The 17,044-nt window shown below is 42.2% G+C and carries 17 protein-coding genes; 9 read left to right on the top strand and 8 right to left on the bottom strand.

Annotation, left to right across the window (positions count from 1 at the left end; genetic code table 11):
* Positions 1–88 precede the first annotated feature (88 nt).
* Both JKG64_RS02760 and JKG64_RS02755 read left to right on the top strand, forming a co-directional pair.
* Positions 89–526 carry a hypothetical protein gene (locus tag JKG64_RS02760; protein WP_210352811.1) on the top strand — a complete coding sequence of 146 codons (438 nt, stop codon included), beginning with the start codon at positions 89–91 and terminating at the stop codon, positions 524–526.
* A gap of 34 nt (positions 527–560) precedes the next feature.
* Complete coding sequence (locus JKG64_RS02755; protein ID WP_210352810.1) at positions 561–920, top strand: VOC family protein; 360 nt, start codon at positions 561–563, stop codon at positions 918–920.
* Between the two features lie 92 nt (positions 921–1,012).
* On the opposite strand, the gene JKG64_RS02750 is transcribed toward JKG64_RS02755, so the two are convergent.
* The 7 genes from JKG64_RS02750 to JKG64_RS02720 all read right to left on the bottom strand — a co-directional run bounded on the left by JKG64_RS02750 (position 1,013) and on the right by JKG64_RS02720 (position 7,016).
* Positions 1,013–3,604, bottom strand: a complete 2,592-nt coding sequence (locus JKG64_RS02750; RefSeq protein ID WP_210352809.1) for a TonB-dependent receptor — start codon at positions 3,602–3,604, stop codon at positions 1,013–1,015.
* A 487-nt stretch (positions 3,605–4,091) separates the two neighbouring features.
* On the bottom strand, positions 4,092–4,667 hold the full coding sequence (locus tag JKG64_RS02745; RefSeq protein WP_210352808.1) for a YceI family protein: 576 nt from the start codon (positions 4,665–4,667) through the stop codon (positions 4,092–4,094).
* A gap of 97 nt (positions 4,668–4,764) precedes the next feature.
* Complete coding sequence (locus tag JKG64_RS02740; RefSeq protein ID WP_210352807.1) at positions 4,765–5,355, bottom strand: CHAP domain-containing protein; 591 nt, start codon at positions 5,353–5,355, stop codon at positions 4,765–4,767.
* A gap of 58 nt (positions 5,356–5,413) precedes the next feature.
* Positions 5,414–5,665, bottom strand: coding sequence for a hypothetical protein (locus JKG64_RS02735; RefSeq protein WP_210352806.1), 252 nt, complete (start codon positions 5,663–5,665; stop codon positions 5,414–5,416).
* A 109-nt stretch (positions 5,666–5,774) separates the two neighbouring features.
* Positions 5,775–6,041 carry a hypothetical protein gene (locus tag JKG64_RS02730; protein WP_210352805.1) on the bottom strand — a complete coding sequence of 89 codons (267 nt, stop codon included), beginning with the start codon at positions 6,039–6,041 and terminating at the stop codon, positions 5,775–5,777.
* A gap of 80 nt (positions 6,042–6,121) precedes the next feature.
* On the bottom strand, positions 6,122–6,694 hold the full coding sequence (locus JKG64_RS02725; RefSeq protein WP_210352804.1) for a hypothetical protein: 573 nt from the start codon (positions 6,692–6,694) through the stop codon (positions 6,122–6,124).
* Positions 6,681–7,016 carry an immunity protein Imm33 domain-containing protein gene (locus tag JKG64_RS02720; protein ID WP_210352803.1) on the bottom strand — a complete coding sequence of 112 codons (336 nt, stop codon included), beginning with the start codon at positions 7,014–7,016 and terminating at the stop codon, positions 6,681–6,683. The genes JKG64_RS02725 and JKG64_RS02720 overlap by 14 nt, the downstream gene beginning before the upstream one ends.
* Positions 7,017–7,154: 138 nt before the next feature.
* Here JKG64_RS02720 and JKG64_RS02715 point away from each other — a divergent pair, with 138 nt between their 5' ends.
* From JKG64_RS02715 to JKG64_RS02685, 7 genes are all read left to right on the top strand, one after another.
* Positions 7,155–7,985 (top strand): hypothetical protein, encoded by an 831-nt coding sequence (locus JKG64_RS02715; RefSeq protein ID WP_210352802.1) that lies wholly within the window; start codon positions 7,155–7,157, stop codon positions 7,983–7,985.
* A gap of 582 nt (positions 7,986–8,567) precedes the next feature.
* Positions 8,568–8,921, top strand: coding sequence for a hypothetical protein (locus tag JKG64_RS02710; protein ID WP_210352801.1), 354 nt, complete (start codon positions 8,568–8,570; stop codon positions 8,919–8,921).
* Between the two features lie 192 nt (positions 8,922–9,113).
* A complete protein-coding gene (locus JKG64_RS02705; RefSeq protein WP_210352800.1) occupies positions 9,114–9,677 on the top strand; it encodes a hypothetical protein in 564 nt (187 codons plus the stop codon).
* A 91-nt stretch (positions 9,678–9,768) separates the two neighbouring features.
* Positions 9,769–10,341, top strand: a complete 573-nt coding sequence (locus JKG64_RS02700) for an RNA polymerase sigma factor (protein WP_210352799.1) — start codon at positions 9,769–9,771, stop codon at positions 10,339–10,341.
* Positions 10,342–10,465: 124 nt separating this feature from the next.
* The gene (locus JKG64_RS02695; RefSeq protein ID WP_210352798.1) at positions 10,466–11,632 is read left to right on the top strand and encodes a FecR family protein; all 1,167 of its coding nucleotides are present in this window, start codon (positions 10,466–10,468) and stop codon (positions 11,630–11,632) included.
* Between the two features lie 151 nt (positions 11,633–11,783).
* The gene (locus JKG64_RS02690; protein ID WP_210352797.1) at positions 11,784–15,185 is read left to right on the top strand and encodes a SusC/RagA family TonB-linked outer membrane protein; all 3,402 of its coding nucleotides are present in this window, start codon (positions 11,784–11,786) and stop codon (positions 15,183–15,185) included.
* Positions 15,186–15,204: 19 nt separating this feature from the next.
* On the top strand, positions 15,205–16,584 hold the full coding sequence (locus JKG64_RS02685; protein WP_210352796.1) for a RagB/SusD family nutrient uptake outer membrane protein: 1,380 nt from the start codon (positions 15,205–15,207) through the stop codon (positions 16,582–16,584).
* A gap of 43 nt (positions 16,585–16,627) precedes the next feature.
* Here JKG64_RS02685 and JKG64_RS02680 read toward each other — a convergent pair whose 3' ends face one another.
* Complete coding sequence (locus JKG64_RS02680; RefSeq protein ID WP_210352795.1) at positions 16,628–16,960, bottom strand: DMT family transporter; 333 nt, start codon at positions 16,958–16,960, stop codon at positions 16,628–16,630.
* Positions 16,961–17,044 lie beyond the last annotated feature (84 nt).

Here is a 17,044-nt window from a genome sequence, read left to right as displayed (position 1 = left end):
CATCGACAAAAATAAAAACTTTTGAATAATCTGATAGTTCTATTTTTTCTTAATTTTAAGCCTTTAATTAATATCAGAGAAAACATATATGGAGCAGAAAATCTGTTTTACAAAGACAATAATCATCTTTTATTTACTACTGACTCCATTTATCATGGTTGCCTCTATTCAGAACCTCATTAATGTTATCAGTGGAACAGGTTCGGTAGTTGGGCTCGGAGCGTTTGCCCTTTTTGGATTTATCTTATTGCCGGTACTGATCATCTCCTCCTATCGAGGCAATTTGTGCAGGATACAAGTTGACCGGATTACTATAGGTAAGACAGTGTATCCCTTTGCTGATTATCACTTTGATGTACAGGAATATTACTTGCCGGCAAAGGATAGGCCTATATTTTCTCCTTTCAAGAAAAAATATAAGAAGATTGTCATAACCAAAAAGGACAACCAGGCTCTCGTATACGAAAGTGATCTAGATGTATTTAAGAAAGATTTAGAGGCACTAGAACGTGCGCTCCTAAAATAAAGCTTTCAGATATAACACACTAAAACAACATAGCATGAGTGAAATCAATCCACAAACCTTGAAACACGAACAAATACAGTATATCGAGTTTTTATCAAAAGATATTACCCGAGCTAGAGAATTCTATAGTAAATCCTTTGGGTGGAAGTTTACAGATTACGGTGCTGGGTATACCGCATTTCAGGGGGATTATGTAGACGGTGGTTTTGCTACCGGTCAGCCTATCCCTGGCACCATTCTAGTTATCCTTTACTCAAAAGACCTGGAAGCTACTCAGGATAAAGTAGTACGGGCTGGAGGGATTATCGTTAAGGATATCTTTAGTTTTCCGGGAGGAAGACGGTTCCAGTTCACGGACCCTGACGGCTACGAACTCGCGGTTTGGTCGGAATAATTATCTAATGCAAATAGTTTATTTTCACAATGTACTACAAGCCACTTGCTGAGATCAAGTGGCTTGTAGTATGTATCCAGCAATTACCCAGTCTACTTCAAATTGTATCTTAAGGTAAGCCCATAAGTTTGAGGATCTCCGACGACACCTGCATATTGTCCGAAATTACCTGGTGCGGCCAGTAGCTGTTCATAGTAATCCTTATTCGCTAGATTTCTGCTCCACACAATGACAGCTAATCCATTTGTCGCTTTAAAACCAATACGGGCATTCAACAGGGCGTAGTTATCGATATTCAAATAGGCCGAAGGAGATGGACTCGACGAGAACTTGGAGCGATAGAAAAGGTCTGTGCCTAAGAAATAGTGTCCCTGCAGACTTAACAGGCTGCCTTTAACGGTTGCTTCTGCAGCCAGTGACCAAGACCATTTCGATATCCCCGGTAACACACCTCCAGATACATCCTTAAAGGCTTCCGTGCCTCCGACCTCCTCCAAAGGTACAGGTGCGTTTGTAAAGGAAACATATTTTCCATCTGTATAGGCCAAGGCACCTCTAACGTTCAAAAATGCCCAAGGTCTAATACTTCCATCCACCTCCACACCTTGCACCCTGACTTTTTCTGCATTTGCCAGGTATCCCCTATTTACGCCAGGGTCTGGTGTTTGAACTTGAGTCTGATAGTCTTTAATATTAGTCCGATACGCCGTAATATTTAAGAATGAATTTCTCGATAGGCTAGTTTTAATACCAACCTCAAAATGATTGACTGACTCTGGTTTCACTTCTGCCAAGTTTGTTGCAACCTGACCATCGATAACCGGTAGTCCACCCACATTGATGCCGATAGGTTTATAGCTCCTGGAGTAGGTCGCATAGCTGTTATAAGCTGGGTTGAATTTGTACTGCAAAGAGAGCTGTCCGGAGAAGTTTGCAGCATCGGCATCCACATCAAATTGCTGATTTGAGTAGATGCTATTAACCGCTGCCCATTGTAACTCTGTATAAGGGATGTTGTTTTCTATGTATTTCTTTCGGTCGTAATCTGCGACCTTTTTATCATAATTGTAACGTACCCCGGGGAGTAAATGCAATTTTGGAGTAATCGCCCAATCGACCTGGGAAAATACCGCTAGGCTGCTACTTTTTATGCCATATTTTGTACGAATCCCGACCCTATCAATAAGACCAGGCGCCCATTGCACTTGGGAAGCATTCGTCTGCTGAAAACGCCATAAAGCGTCTCCGGCTTCTTCCGTATGCACTGGGTCAGTTCTTAAGTCCTGCCACAATCCGAACAATCCGACGACTCCGCTTACCTTGTCGCTTAGGTTGCCCGCATAGCGAAACTCTTGTGACCATTGGCTATGCTTGGAGTTTCCCGAAGAAATAGTATAAACTGGAATCCCCAGATAGTCCCTATCATTCAGCGGTACCCAATTCCAATAACGCCACGCAGAGGTTGACGTCAATGTCCCACCTCCTATTTTATAATCTATATTCAAAGAAGCGCCCCCCAGCTCATTATCCGCTCTCGAACGGGTGTCCAAATCTACCTTGCGTTCAAATGCGCTTTCATATGGAATCTTATAGCCTAAATCTGCGATTATCGTATTGAACTGTCGATAAGGAGAGCGTTTATTTTCTACAACACCTGCTACTCCCCAGCCATATCCATCAGGCCGTTGCCGGGTTTTATCGGCAGCCAGGGAAATCTTTAAATCTTCATTTGGCGTATACAGCAACTGCCCTCTAAAACCCAGGTTATTCTGGTCGTTAATTTGCCTGTCCGAACCTACATTGTAGAAAAGACCTGCTCGCTGTGTGCCTGAAAAAGACACCCGCGCGGCCAATTTATCTTTAATCAAGGGCCCGGTTAGTGAGGTTTTGGCTTGAATAAACCCATAATTGCCATAACTCAGTTCAAAATTTGCCATCGGTGCAAACTCAGGCAAACGGGACGTTATATTAAAAGCCCCTGCGGTCGTGTTTTTACCGAACAACGTACCCTGCGGTCCTCGAAGAACTTCAATCTGCTCGATATCAATAAAATCCAACCATGTTGCCGCGGGACGCGCTAGATAAACACCGTCCATGTAAAAACCGACTCCGGGGTCAATACCGTCATTTGTCAATCCGTAAGTCGAACCTAGTCCCCGAATATTTAAAGTTGTATTGCGCGCATTTGAAGAATACAGTTGCACGGTAGGAACAACTTCCTTAATCCGGTTCACATTGAATGCTCCTGCATCCTCTATCAGGGCAGACCGGATGAGAGATACAGCTAGCGGAACCTCCTGCATTTTCTCCGTGCGCCTACGCGAAGTAACCAGAATATGTTCCAGTTCATTCGTATTGGCGATCAGTTCGATAATAGCTGGCGATTGCTCAACAACGACCTTACGCGTTTGGTACCCCACATTTGATACAATGATGGTCATAGGTAGCTTTTGTCCGGTTACGAACTGAAAATAACCATCTCGGTCGGTGCTTACTTGATGCGTCACAGCATCCAATCGTACGGTTACACCTGCGATAGCTTCTTTAGTTGATGCGTCGATGATTCTACCGGACAGAGAAGCATTGATAATGGGCCTTGTTTCGACCTGAGCCTGCACCTTTGCCATATATACTATGCCGAGGAATATGGCAAAGTAAGTTGGGAATAACCCTATTTTTTTCATACATTTAGTTTGTTTAATAGTGAGAAATACAAGTGCCAACGCCAATTGAAAACTTGTTTCATTAGTAGACTTAGGTAAGGGAAGCATAGCTTCCCTTATTCATATTAAAGGAATGGATAGTTTAGAAGCACATTCGCTTCGGAGTTTTGTTTTGTGAGGTTGTTTCATTTCCGGTCTCTGCAAAATAGCCCGTTTCCGTTTCGTGTTGTTTGTAGTCTTGTTTCATTTCTGTTGATAATTAAGTTGTTAAATAGTTGTTGCTGTTCGTTGCCAACGCCAATTGAATACGATACATGACAAATATATAAACAAAAAAACAAATAGACTACTAGATTGGTAGATTTTATTTAAAGCCCTACGATGTTTGAAGACATCGATGCCTGGGCAGGAGAATTCCCAAAACGAAAGAAGCCGTCTGGAATCTCCAAACGGCTTCTTTTATCACTTATCACAAAGTTACAAGTAGCTCTTGTCTTGCGGTAAGGAATTATTTTTGCATTAGCACATCGACAACCACCTGAACTACATCGCCTACTAATGGAGAAGGAATCTTAGCACCTACTCCAAAGTCAGAACGTTTGAAACTGCCTGTTACTTTAAAACCTGCAATATCTTTTTTGCTTCCTTCGTCGCGTGTCGACCCAAGGTGCTTCATTGTAAAATCTAATTTCTTCGTTACACCGTGTAATGTCAATTCACCAGAAAGCAGATAGGTATCAGCACCTACCTTTTTAATGCCTGTGCTTTTGAAAGTCATCTTTGGATATTTAGCAACATCCAAGAAGTCTGCATTCCGCAAGTGATTATCTCTCATTTCGACGTAGGTATCTATGGAAGCCGTCTGTACATCTACAGTAACCTGAGCATCACTGAAATCCGCATTATTGGCTTTCATGGTAATGTCAAAGTCTTTGAACACACCAGTAACATCCAACATCGCATCCCGTGACACGACAAATCCCAATCTGCTGTGCATAGGATCTTTAGTCCAGTTCTGAGCAAAAGTCGTTAACGACAACAACGTGAAGAACCCAAGTAGGGCAAATGATTTTCTTAAATTCATGATATATCTTTCTTTTTATACAACCGCAATATGCAACATCGTACTATCAAAAAACTTAATCTAGATTAAGAAAAAAATATCTCTTGCGCCAGTACTTCTACTTCCGCAACCAACCCCAGATACGATTGTTGTCTATTTTCCAATTGCCATTTTCTTCCCGTAAGCTATACACCTCTCTTGACCTACCAAAAGGTCCAGGATTCTGCTGAATAATCTCTATAACATCCTTACCTACACTGGCCACGATAGCTACATGCCCATAGGGATTCCACATTTCAGGAGCGTAGATTAATAAATCTCCCTTTTCCGGCCGTGCTATACTGGGGTTCGTATATTGGTATAAATTGCGTTTCTGGTTGATACCTCCATCTATTATCTCAGCGTCAAAGAAATCCTTGGCGTTGCCATAAGCATCGGGCATCCGATGATTATAATGCACATAGTAATATCGCTTTACGAACTCCACACACTGATACTTCAGTCCGATGTTGTAGCCGTCCGATGCTAGATTCCGTCCTTCAGAATGCCCTACGCCTCCATTATAATAAACAAATACACCATCTAAACTATCCAGTTTCTCTCCGACTGCCCGGTCGCTATTAAAGTTCAGTTCTCTGAAAGCCACAACAGCAATGAGCAGTAGTACAAGGGTTAGTATTGAAAATCTTAAAATATTCCTCTTCCTCATACCTGTATATTTACCTAAGCGAGATCATCTAAAGCCTTTTTACGAGTTGCTTAAGCAGTTACTTTTTTTCTAACATCGTCCGCAAGGCGGCATACACACCACACAGCACCACGATAATGCTGGTCAATGTCAATCCCAGATACTCGACGACCCAAGCTATAAGAACAGCTACAATATGGATTTTGCCATTCTCTGGCTGGAACATTTTTCCTGTAAATAAGTAAATCGCAAAATAAACGAATACTGACAACCAAATAGCCGCATAAACATAATGCAGCGGGTTTTTACTGAAGGTGTAATTTTTGAACATACGCTAGTTATTTTGTTCAAATGTATACTAACTTCAGTTTATATTGAACAATCATTTACAATTCGCAGGATGAACCTTATGATTCGTAGAAATGGATGCACTTCGGCTTTTAATCCTCTTCCAGATAAATACGATGCACAACAAATCGTATGCTTTTGCTAAGCAACAACATGTCTTCTACATCCTCAGAATCTATCGGATAAAGCGTATCATGTCCACCTCCGTCCAAGAGTTCCGAATCGGGGATTAGTTCATAGAAAGTCACACCATCAACGGCAGACAGTTCTTCCACTTTAACATAAGATACCTCTTGAGCCTTCCAAAGAGACAGCACCTCTTTCGTGAATAATTGATACGCATTAGCTTGTGTTGACATGCCGCAAATTACCAAAAAAGCTTGCTCATTACCAAATAATGTGATATCCGCCTAGAGTGCTATCAGGGACTAACTGTGCATCAATCCTTTAGTCTATCGTATACATAACTCGACGTATTGTCTGTTCCTGCCAAAAAAACAAAGACCCATCCCCATCGATTATATAGTCTGTCTACATGCAGACGCCCCTCTTTATCCAGCCAGATTTGAAACTGATTGTTTTTTACCTGTCCATAGATAAATGGAATCGGGACAACAGAGCGTTTAGGCTTAGATACAAAATAATTATCTTTAAGCTTGCCATGGAGGACTAGGCTCTTCATTTCCACACCGTCCTGTATTCGTGTTGCTTTGATTTCCTTCTTCCCTAATGTGTGCAACTCAATTGTTGCACGCTCGAAATCTACCGTATCGAGGTCATCATGTAAAGCAAGTTGGTTCCATAACGAACGGAGTTCGATACCGGAATTCCCTTCCGAGGCATTTTTATAAATCCCATCGAAAGTCTGTACATCTCCTATCTGCACCATTCCAGTCTGCGCACTTTGCTTAAGCGATGAGCAACTGTAAAGCAATATGCCCAAAGATAGGCACACCAAGCCTCTTAAGAGCAACGCTCTATTCCCTATTGTAGGAGTTCTACTCCTGTTCATACCAGATATCTTCATAACCTTCTTTATCTATAATAAAACGCCAGCCCTCGGCCAATCCCAGATAATGGATTACAGGGGGAAATAAATCAACTAAATGTACGGCGCATACCGGTTTGTAAAAATCGTCTGCCGCAGAATACTCCCCCGACCAAATATACCAGCCACTAGTCTGATCACTACGGATATACCGAACACCATAAATAGGAGTTTTGTCCAGATTAGTGGCCAATCCAATAATGAAGTCTGGGGGCGTAGCCTGCCAGTCAGCTCCATTTTCCTTACATACTTGTTTTTGAACTTCTTCGTATTCTTTCCAGGTCATGCCATACATGGTTTATTCTGCATCTAAAGGTACTATATTTCTCAGCCCCCACAGCTTACAATATTCTTGTTTTTTTCGGACTTTGCCTCGAACTTTACATATCTTTAATCCGGATAAACATACAGCCATCATTTTTCAATGAAAAAAAGAAAAAAATCAAAAAGCACACTTAGTGTAGCGACCGGCATTTTCGCCTTTTTCTTTCTGTTATCAGCCTGTGAGCATAGACAACAATCCACCGTAGCATTAGATCTTCCTCCTGCGGCAACAAAAGCTGGGGTCGGTCTCATACATTTCAATACGGACCATAGCATTGCGCTATACAGAAGCCCTACTGATTCTTTGCCTTTTGACAGTCTTCAATTTGTCGTTGAACAAAGAGGAAGCAATCGTGGACAGTGTAAATTTGTTACCAAACAACTAAAAGACAACTTACAGCCTTACATCATGGATTCCGGAGATTCCTTCGAAAATGGAGAAAAGCACCGACAGATGGGGTTGATACATTTTGCGCCACAGATCACTTTTCGAGTCAGTGAAAAAATAAAAGATGGCGTTTTCATTATTGTTAATGAACAAAAGAATGAAACCTGCTTTGTCAAGCTTAATCCCGATAACGATTATACTATCGGAAAAGATAAAGATGCTATATTCTTCGACCCCAATTTTCCCGACACCAACATCGACAACTGGTATCTCTTCGAAACCTGGCCACAGGCCATCACACGGGCCTTTCTCATTGAGGTTCCCGACGCAACCCTTGCTTACAGTAAGCCGGATGGCGACCTTGTTAAATTCCAAAACATAGGTTCAGCGCTATTTAATGCTGATTCTGTATACAAAGATTGGGTACACATCAGTAATCAGATGTACGTGAATGAGGGCGAGAAAGCCATTGATACCTGGGTTAAATGGATAGAAAATGATAGCATCAAGGTTCTTATAACGTTAAATGGGGGGTACGAATAGATAGCCTCCACACCTCGTAAACGCAGGGTATTACAAGACACCAAATAGGATAATATAAGGAGAAAGAAAATGCAAAAAGTATATTATCCTAAGAAGAAATATTTATAAAAACTTCAATTCAATCTACTTTATCTTCTTCTGCCTTGTAGCGATAAAGATTAAGTGCACTTCGATCCGTTATCAACCTTAACTAGTTGGCGAATCTGCATTCAGATTGACCTTTTATTCTAAAATAAAATTAATCGGAACAAAAAAAATTGTACAAATAGAATTTCTTTATTATCTTTAGGCTTCACAGATTAAAATGTGAGGCTATGAAGAACATGTTATTTTTAAAACCTGGAGGTGGTAGAACTCTTTACAGTGGTCCTGCCCTTGCGTTTGATTTGCTTTTTTATCTTTTACCGCTTCTTCAAAAACGTACAATGGAAAGATGTCAGTTTTGCTATACAGCTATTGTTGACAAGAACAGAAATCGAATGGTTTGATAAATAAATGACAAGTAGTATAGTATTCTATCTTATAACATGAATAATTGATTAAAACTCATAAGAACGGACTTTAACAAAAAAATCATAGACCATGAATGGATACGGACTGAAAATTAAGATTAACGGAGAGATTGTATCAAATGCTGGATTTGATAAAGAAAACTACGTATTAACTGGAGGCACAACATTTGTAAAGAGAGCAAATTGTTGTGAGGACTATTATTTCAATATTGGGGGACAAGATTCCGACGAAGATGAACATGTAGACTGGTACCGCACCGTGGTCAAAGTTGGTGATGTCATTACGATGGAAGTTATAGATGGCCCTTTTGACCCGCCAAACCACCGCTATAAGAACGATCTGTCTCCTGAGGAGATAATCCAAAACAAAATCGACTTCTACAATAAGTTGAAAGAGGAATTAAAAGGCCATATCTCGGCTTAATGTTTCCTCTAACCTACAGCTATCGGCACACCTCTCCTGACGGTACGTTGATAGCTGTATTCTTTTGCCCTCGATTCCAAAAGAACACCCATTCTCCCTCAAGGTATTCTACATTTCCAACAATAATCATTTACCTTTACAGTCTATTATTTAGGTTAGGAACATAGACAAAAGCACCCTACTAGAACAACGATGACACAAGAAGAATTCTACGATACGATTACGGCCTTATCCAATGAACATGCTAATAGAGATCTTGAGACTTATCTACTGGCCCTTTATAACTTAGTGGAAAGCCACCAATCTGAACCCCTCACACCTGCATTATTATTTCAATTGCTGGGTGAAGCGTTTAACGCCCCTCCTATCGACTTTGATACACAATGGTTATCTATTACAGCATCCCCAGACCGCAATATCCTCAGCAAGAAATTTACCAATCCAGATGTAGCCAATGCTATTGACAAGAGCAGAGAGGCCCAAACAGAAGGAATAGATTATACACGGGAGGTCTTACGGTTTCAGATTGCTGAGCTTCACAAAATGAGAGGAAAGCAGCTCGACGATGACATGAGATACTTTGGAATCCCATCGGAGACGGGCAACTATTGGTACAACTTTGATCCTTTTACCAATCTAGAATGTGGCGCACGTGGCGTTTTGGACAACTCCGACGAAGAAGATGAAACTGCTCCAATCGAAACCAATTGGGAGACCCTTGGTGATTTATTGGAAATGGGTAGAATATATGAATAAACAAGTTCATTTTTTTTAAAAAAAATACCAGAATGTTATATCCTTGTCGTTTATTTGTACCAAGTACCTAACAAGCCAGAGTAGATATTTCATGCAACCTGAGGAATCCTATACAGACCAACAGCTCTTTGAACTCCTGAAAAGTTCAGATAAAGTTGCCTTTATGGAGATATACCGAAGATACCAGACGCCCTTGTATCTGTTTGCCTGTAATCTGGTACAACAGGAAGAATTGGCCGCCGACCTGGTGCAAGATATCATGATGAGTCTTTGGGAGAAACGAACGACAACATCATTAAATACTTCTTTGGAAGGCTACCTATTTCGAGCAATACGTTATCGCTTCTTTGACTGGATAGACAGGCAGAAGGTCAGGCAAGACTATATTTCCAATTTTCAGATATTCCTTGATCATTCAGAATGGCAAACCGACAATATCGTGGCCGAGCGCGAACTTCTACAGGTCATCGACCAGCAGATAGAGCAATTGCCCCTACGGATGAAAACAATTTTCTTGATGAATTACCGGGACCATCTAACGACCGAACAAATAGCCGAAAAACTGAATATATCTCGAAAAACGGTTCAGAATCAAATCAACAACGCCAATACCCTACTACGTAAACATCTGGGTAAACTGTACTGGTTACTATTTATTCTATAACTTCTCTCCCATTGCCGTTTCAAAAGGCGATTTCAACTTTAATTTTATTTTTTTATTTTTTTTTCTGGGACTTTCTCCTCCTCAACCTACTTGTAATATATAGAAGTACTAACTAACACATCAGATGGAAAAGAAACATGATGCTGCTACGCTGATTGCAAAATATCAGAATGGCACAGCCACCGCACATGAACGCGCTTTGGTCGAAGCTTTTATGCTTATTGACCTACAGGAGCATCCTATCCTTCCAGATGAAGAACGTATAACCTATCACAACCGACAAATAGCGCAAAAATTAAAAGAGTATATCCAGTTTGAGGAAAACAGACCTCAAAAACAACGGAGATCTCTACGCAGCGTATTACAGGTGCCAGCAGTTCGTGTCGCGGCAGTTCTTGCACTAGTATCAGGTATCACTGTGGGTACCTTCCTCTGGAAGAATGACACTCCCTCTCCCACTCTAACCCCGACTAGCAATGAAACCATGACTACGGTGAAACCAGGAGGCAACAAGGCCTATGTGACTACCGCAGATGGACAGGTCATAGACCTCAACGAGTCTCACAACACCATACGCGTGGGCGAAGATATTGCCTACAATGACGGCACCGTTGTTTGGTCCGCCCAGCAAGCGACTCCGGCTTCCCGTAACACCCTACATACTCCAAAAGGAGGCAACTACACAGTGGTGCTCTCCGATGGCACCCAGGTGATGCTAAATGCATCCAGTAAACTTAGCTATCCAAACCGATTCGATGACACACAACGTGTCGTCGAGCTAGACGGAGAAGCCTTCTTTCAGGTACAACCGGCCTTACGCCAAGGAAAAAAGATACCCTTTGTCGTAAAAACCAAATCTCAGGAAGTAGAAGTGCTGGGTACAGTCTTTAATATCAAAGATTACAATGATGAGAAGGCCGCAAAAACTACACTCGTACACGGTAGTGTGCGTGTCAAACTGGCCAATCAAAATATATCCCGGTTATTGTCTCCTGGACAGGAAGCCATTATTTCAGGCAGCACCATCAATCGGGTGGCTGTAGATACCAGCATTGCATTGGACTGGAAAAATGGACTAATTCACTTGAACGAAGAAAATCTGGCCAGTATTATGAAGAAAATTGAACGTTGGTATGATGTCGACGTCGAATTTCGAGATATAGACCCACAAATCCGATTCGGTGGCAGTGTCTCCAAATACAAGAACCTATCGGATGTGCTTCATCGGCTTGAGCTGACCGGTGATGTTAAATTTATAAGCAAAGGAAGGAGGATAATTGTGACCAAATAATACTAACTGATATAACAGAAAGTCGGAAGCGCTGCTAACACTCCCGACGAGATGTTCCGATAAACCTACTTAATAATTTATTTACGGGTAGTTAGGCGATGATGTCGACCAAACATTGCTATCGTCCTATCTATCAAAACATACTACACAAATGTATAAAAATTTACGCACACAAATTTTTCTTAGGATTGTGAAGACTATCACTTTACTTATTACAGTGTTCCTATGCCAGGTCAGTGCACACAGCATGGGGCAACACCTCAGTCTAAAAAAAGACCGTATCAGCCTTAGACAGTTCTTTAGCGCTGTACAGCAGCAGACAGGATATCGTGTGATATACAACGCCGCGCTCCTCGAAAATGCTCAGCCCTTTCAGATCAATATGCAGAACAAAGCCCTAACGCTTGCATTGACTGAGATATTGGAGCCACAAGGCTTAGCTTTCCAAATCGAGGGCCAAGAGATTGTATTATCCAAAGGTGTCAGAAAAGCCAGCACAGAGGTCTTACAGTCAAGCATCAATGGTAGTGTCGTCGATACCACAGGAACACCCCTTCAGGGAGCGACTGTCCGTGTGAAAGGTACAGAAACACTAACCCGTACCGACCAACAAGGACGATTCCAGATAGCTTCAGACAAAAACACCGTTACCTTGCTTATCAGCATGGTCGGCTTCGACAGCAAAGAACAGTCTGTAAGTGCACAAGGCAACAACCGCATTGTATTAAGACCTTCTACTACGCTTATGGACGAAGCGGTAATCATTGGTTATGGCACACGCAAACGCAGCGAACTGACCGGTTCCATTGGTCGTGTTACCAATCTTAAAGCAGAGGAAAACATCGTCAGTAATCCGATAAGCGCTTTACAGGGACGTGTAGCGGGGTTGCAAGTACAAAGTACGAGTTCAAAGCCCGGCGAGATGCCTCGATTTATGGTCCGTGGTGTGCAGACTACTCAGGGAAGTATTGGCGGTACTGGTGCAAACCCACTCATTGTAGTCGATGGCTTGGTTATCGACGCCATTGGCAATCCTATGTCGCCTACGGAAACGGGGGCCAACTTTAGCCTATCTAACCTCAATCCACAGGATATTGCTTCTGTCGAAGTCTTAAAAGATGCAGCTTCATCTGCGATATATGGCGCTCGCGGTGCACAAGGGGTAATCCTTATTACCACAAAGAAAGGGCAGCTCAATAGTAAACCGACCATTTCACTGAACAGCTATTATGGCTTGACCAAGACTCACTTCGGTTACAAACCCTTGAATAGTGCCCAGTATCAATCTATGTTTACCGAAGCGCGACAAAACCGTATCAACGATATACAGGCAACGCTAAATGCTGGAAGCCTCAGCCCCGAGCAAATCGCTAATCTAAATGTAGAAAACACCCAGCTAAAGGGTCAAATAAACAGTTTGAGCATGCTGGATAATGACAACAACTGGTTGGAGCTCTTATCGCCGAAGCACGCAGGGACCTATAATATACAAGCGAGCATCAGTGGCGGTAATGCCAAAAGCGGATATTACGCTTCATTTGGCAAGTTTGGTGAAGATAACTCCATAGGTAGCGGACGCTTCGGACGTAACAGCGGTAAGATATCACTTGTCCAGCAGCTTGCTCCCTGGTTGGATCTTCAGGCCAACGTGCAGATTTCCAGTGCCGTATTCAAAAACATCTCGGATGACCTATACAGCCTACTACAAGCGCGTCCCGATATGCCTATGGAAGTCAATAACAATGAAGATGGAACCTATGGCTATTGGTTTGGTGCGCAGGGACATCCTATTGCATCCAGACAAGGGATCCGTCCAGAATCTTCAACCTGGAATTACGTGAGCAATTTCTCGGCAAATGCCCGTCTGATGAAAAACCTATCTTTTCGTACCACTCTAGCTGCGTCACAGAGTAATATCGAAGATATCGCTTTCTATACCCCCCTGTCTTATGAAGGCCAATACAGTTCAGGAAGCTATACCGTGAAAGGAAACAAAGGTTTACGGTACACCTTCAATAACCTATTGACCTATAATGTCAACCATAGCCTACTAAATGGAGATGTTGTATTGGGACAGGAGTATATGGAAAACAATTATACAACCAACGGGTATAGCCTCGAAGGATTCCCGTTGAGTGAGAGCCTTTGGGCACCAGGTAATGCGTCTACGTATAACAATTACTACACCTACCTGAACAGAGAGTACCTAGAGAATTCTTCATCTTACTTCTTACGGACCAATCTAAGTTGGGATGGCCGCTACTTGTTTAGTGCCTCTTTACGTCGTGATGGTTCCAGCAAATTAAAGAACTTCCGTTATGCTTGGTTTCCAGCGGTATCTGCGGGATATATCTTAAGCAAGGACCAATTCATCCAGAGCCAATCGTGGATAGACTTCTTAAAAGTACGGGCGAGTTACGGTATCACGGGTAATATTAGACCGTTAGGCAATTTCGATGTGTACACCTTAGCGGGTAAGCAAACCTACCTCAACGAACCAGCACTACAGATAAACGCAAAGTTGGGGAATCCGGATCTGCAATGGGAACGTACCAAGCAATATGACTTCGGGTTGGAAGGAACGTTCTGGAAAGACCGTATCCAGCTTACTGCCGAATATTATGTTAAGAAAACAGATGACCTCATCACCAATTTACGCATACCGACATCCAGTGGAGGTTTTTCATCACAGGGAGCCAACCTAGGCGCGATGCTTAATAAGGGATTGGACCTATCCGTCTCTATTGGTAATTCATCTGCGCAGATATCCGATTGGAAATGGCGTGTAGGTACCGATTTAAATATCAACCGCAACAAGGTGACCCAACTGCGTGACCCTATCATCGGTTACGATGGATTTGCGCCGGGTGGACCAATGGGCTTTATTCAAGTCGGAAGACCAGTAGGTTTATTGCAAATGTACAACGCATTGGGTATAGATCCTAAAACCGGTGATGCGATATACGAGGATGTAAACAACGATGGAATCATCAATCAGGCAGATATGATATACGTATCTACCGCTCAGCCTAAGATGTCAGGTGGTTTTCACGGCAATGTTTCCTACAAAAAAATTTCTCTATCCGCATTATTTGTATTCTCTGTCGGTAGTAAAGTATACAATTTCAGCGAGCAGGAAGCTCGTCAATATGGATTTGATGATTATGTAGGGATTATGGTCAACAAACCAGACTGGGTATTAGACAGATGGACAGCTCCAGGATCTGATTCAAGATACCCAAGAGCTGTGACAGGCCCTCACGGAGCTGGAATGACCAATGATTGGAACACACGGGTATCGACTCTATACCTCTATGATGCCTCCTACTTACGCCTTAAAAACCTTACGGTAGGTTATGACCTTACTTCCAACAGATTGAAAAGTATTGGTATTTCAAACTGTAGAGTATACGTAGCAGGACAGAATCTATTTATTGTAAAAGACAAAGCACTTAATTCCAATGACCCGGAGCTTGCTCAAGGTAGCGGATGGCAACAAGCTATTGCACCGATGCCACGGGTTTATTCATTAGGTTTTGACATTACATTTTAACACTTCAATCCGAATACAGATGAAAACGATATATAAATTACAACGAAACATTGCTTATGTTCTACTTTCCGCGAGTCTATTTGCTTGTGGTAAGTCGCTAGATAAGCCTACGCCCGATACCTCCATTGACTTGGAAAAGATACAACCCGGAGATATTCCTTTATTATTGAGAGGTGCTTACAGACCCAATCTCATCTATTATCAGCCCTATCCAATATGGGACGTATACAGTGACGACATTATCTCTCTACAAGGCTCTACCCCTACACAGTACAATCCTCGTTCGTACGATGACTGTAATCCTAATATTGAAGATGGTTTTGGAAACTCGCGGTTATATTCTGCATCTTATACTGCAATAGGTAATGCCAACTTTATCATCAATTATATCAAAGCCAAAGGCATTACGAATATGAACAGTATACTTGGAGAGGCACTGAGCATACGTGCCTTCAATTACTACCGTTTGGCCGAATCCTATGGAGGCATCATTCTGACGGTCGATCTAGAGACCGATATCAACCAAATACGCAGGGATAAGAACCCAGAAGAAGAAGTTTATAAGCAGGTTATGACTGATTTAGAAGAGGCTATTCCTCTTCTAGGAGACTTCAAGACGGCAGATTTTATCAGCAAGCCTACTGCCCAACTCCTATTGGCACGACTGTACCTGCAAATGGGCAAAAACAAGGAGGCTTTCGAACTGTCGGAAGCGGTTATTAAGAGTGGAAGAAACAAACTCGAGCAAAGCGACTTTGGCGAGGTATTCCGCTTTGGAGGTAAAAGCTCCGAGATGCTCTGGAGATTATCTGAAACCATTACCAGTTACGAAAGAGGAGGGCTTTATACCATGTACTCCCCTCCGCCTCCATTTCGAGGTTCGAGTATGGGACTTACTTGGGTCGACCCTACATTGGTACAGTCTTACGAAAGCAACGATATTAGAGCTTCATTGCTACTAGAGCGAAGGAATCCTACTATAGGTGAAAACGTAACATATCTATTGAAATTTTCAACAGATACGCTACAGGCTTCATCCAATGCCGCTATCGTATACCCTATGGTACGCATCGGAGAAGCTTACCTTATTTCTGCCGAGGCATCTGCCCGTCAGGGACAATTGGTATTGACGCGCTACAACGAACTCCGTAGAGCACGGGGAGCAAGTCAAAAGACAACTAGCGATATTGGTGATGCCAATCAGTTTCTCCAAGAGATCGAAGCAGAACGTCGCCGTGAGTTTGTAGGTGAAGGAAGAAGATGGCAGGATATGAAACGATTTGGAAAAGCGATACCTTTCCTGAAGTCTAAAGGAAGGGATGAGACCCGTTTATATTTACCATTTGTGACCACGGAACTTTCTAAAAACCCCAAACTGACCCAGAACAAAGGGTACTAAAAGAAAAAAGGGGGACGATATCGTCCCCCTTTATTTATACTTACTAGTGCGCACTAGATTTGGAGAATAGGTTGATAATAACGACACCCACAATAATAAATACTATACCTAGTATTGCTGGTAAATCCAGCGACTCCTTATAAACAAAATAACCGACCGCCGAGATAATCACAATCCCAAAAGCAGACCATATCGCATAGGCTATACCCATAGGTACCCCACGTAATGCGTAGGAAAGTAGATAAAAGGATAATCCCAGTGAACAGACAAAGAGTATGGAGGGAATAGGTTTCGTAAACTGTTCGGTCTTTTTCAGGAAAGACGAACCAATCACTTCAAATAAAATTGCCGCAGCTAAAAATAAATAATGCTTCATATACGCTCAAACAGTTATACAGTTCCGACAAAGGTAGGAATTTCAATGTATCCTTTGTTACACAAAGACCATACACATATCCTT

This window comes from Sphingobacterium tabacisoli (genome assembly GCF_017908035.1).
In the GTDB taxonomy this organism is placed as follows: Bacteria; Bacteroidota; Bacteroidia; order Sphingobacteriales; family Sphingobacteriaceae; genus Sphingobacterium; species Sphingobacterium tabacisoli.
The sequence above is the reverse complement of the archived record's forward strand: the minus strand, read 5'-3'. Positions and strand labels throughout refer to the sequence as shown.

Excerpts from the sequence above, each read along its gene's own strand:
- JKG64_RS02760 (WP_210352811.1), top strand. The coding sequence starts at position 89 with ATGGAGCAGAAAATCTGTTTTACAAAGACAATAATCATCTTTTATTTA.
- JKG64_RS02755 (WP_210352810.1), top strand. The coding sequence starts at position 561 with ATGAGTGAAATCAATCCACAAACCTTGAAACACGAACAAATACAGTAT.
- JKG64_RS02750 (WP_210352809.1), bottom strand. The coding sequence starts at position 3,604 with ATGAAAAAAATAGGGTTATTCCCAACTTACTTTGCCATATTCCTCGGC.
- JKG64_RS02745 (WP_210352808.1), bottom strand. The coding sequence starts at position 4,667 with ATGAATTTAAGAAAATCATTTGCCCTACTTGGGTTCTTCACGTTGTTG.
- JKG64_RS02740 (WP_210352807.1), bottom strand. The coding sequence starts at position 5,355 with ATGAGGAAGAGGAATATTTTAAGATTTTCAATACTAACCCTTGTACTA.
- JKG64_RS02735 (WP_210352806.1), bottom strand. The coding sequence starts at position 5,665 with ATGTTCAAAAATTACACCTTCAGTAAAAACCCGCTGCATTATGTTTAT.
- JKG64_RS02730 (WP_210352805.1), bottom strand. The coding sequence starts at position 6,041 with ATGTCAACACAAGCTAATGCGTATCAATTATTCACGAAAGAGGTGCTG.
- JKG64_RS02725 (WP_210352804.1), bottom strand. The coding sequence starts at position 6,694 with ATGAACAGGAGTAGAACTCCTACAATAGGGAATAGAGCGTTGCTCTTA.
- JKG64_RS02720 (WP_210352803.1), bottom strand. The coding sequence starts at position 7,016 with ATGACCTGGAAAGAATACGAAGAAGTTCAAAAACAAGTATGTAAGGAA.
- JKG64_RS02715 (WP_210352802.1), top strand. The coding sequence starts at position 7,155 with ATGAAAAAAAGAAAAAAATCAAAAAGCACACTTAGTGTAGCGACCGGC.
- JKG64_RS02710 (WP_210352801.1), top strand. The coding sequence starts at position 8,568 with ATGAATGGATACGGACTGAAAATTAAGATTAACGGAGAGATTGTATCA.
- JKG64_RS02705 (WP_210352800.1), top strand. The coding sequence starts at position 9,114 with ATGACACAAGAAGAATTCTACGATACGATTACGGCCTTATCCAATGAA.
- JKG64_RS02700 (WP_210352799.1), top strand. The coding sequence starts at position 9,769 with ATGCAACCTGAGGAATCCTATACAGACCAACAGCTCTTTGAACTCCTG.
- JKG64_RS02695 (WP_210352798.1), top strand. The coding sequence starts at position 10,466 with ATGGAAAAGAAACATGATGCTGCTACGCTGATTGCAAAATATCAGAAT.
- JKG64_RS02690 (WP_210352797.1), top strand. The coding sequence starts at position 11,784 with ATGTATAAAAATTTACGCACACAAATTTTTCTTAGGATTGTGAAGACT.
- JKG64_RS02685 (WP_210352796.1), top strand. The coding sequence starts at position 15,205 with ATGAAAACGATATATAAATTACAACGAAACATTGCTTATGTTCTACTT.
- JKG64_RS02680 (WP_210352795.1), bottom strand. The coding sequence starts at position 16,960 with ATGAAGCATTATTTATTTTTAGCTGCGGCAATTTTATTTGAAGTGATT.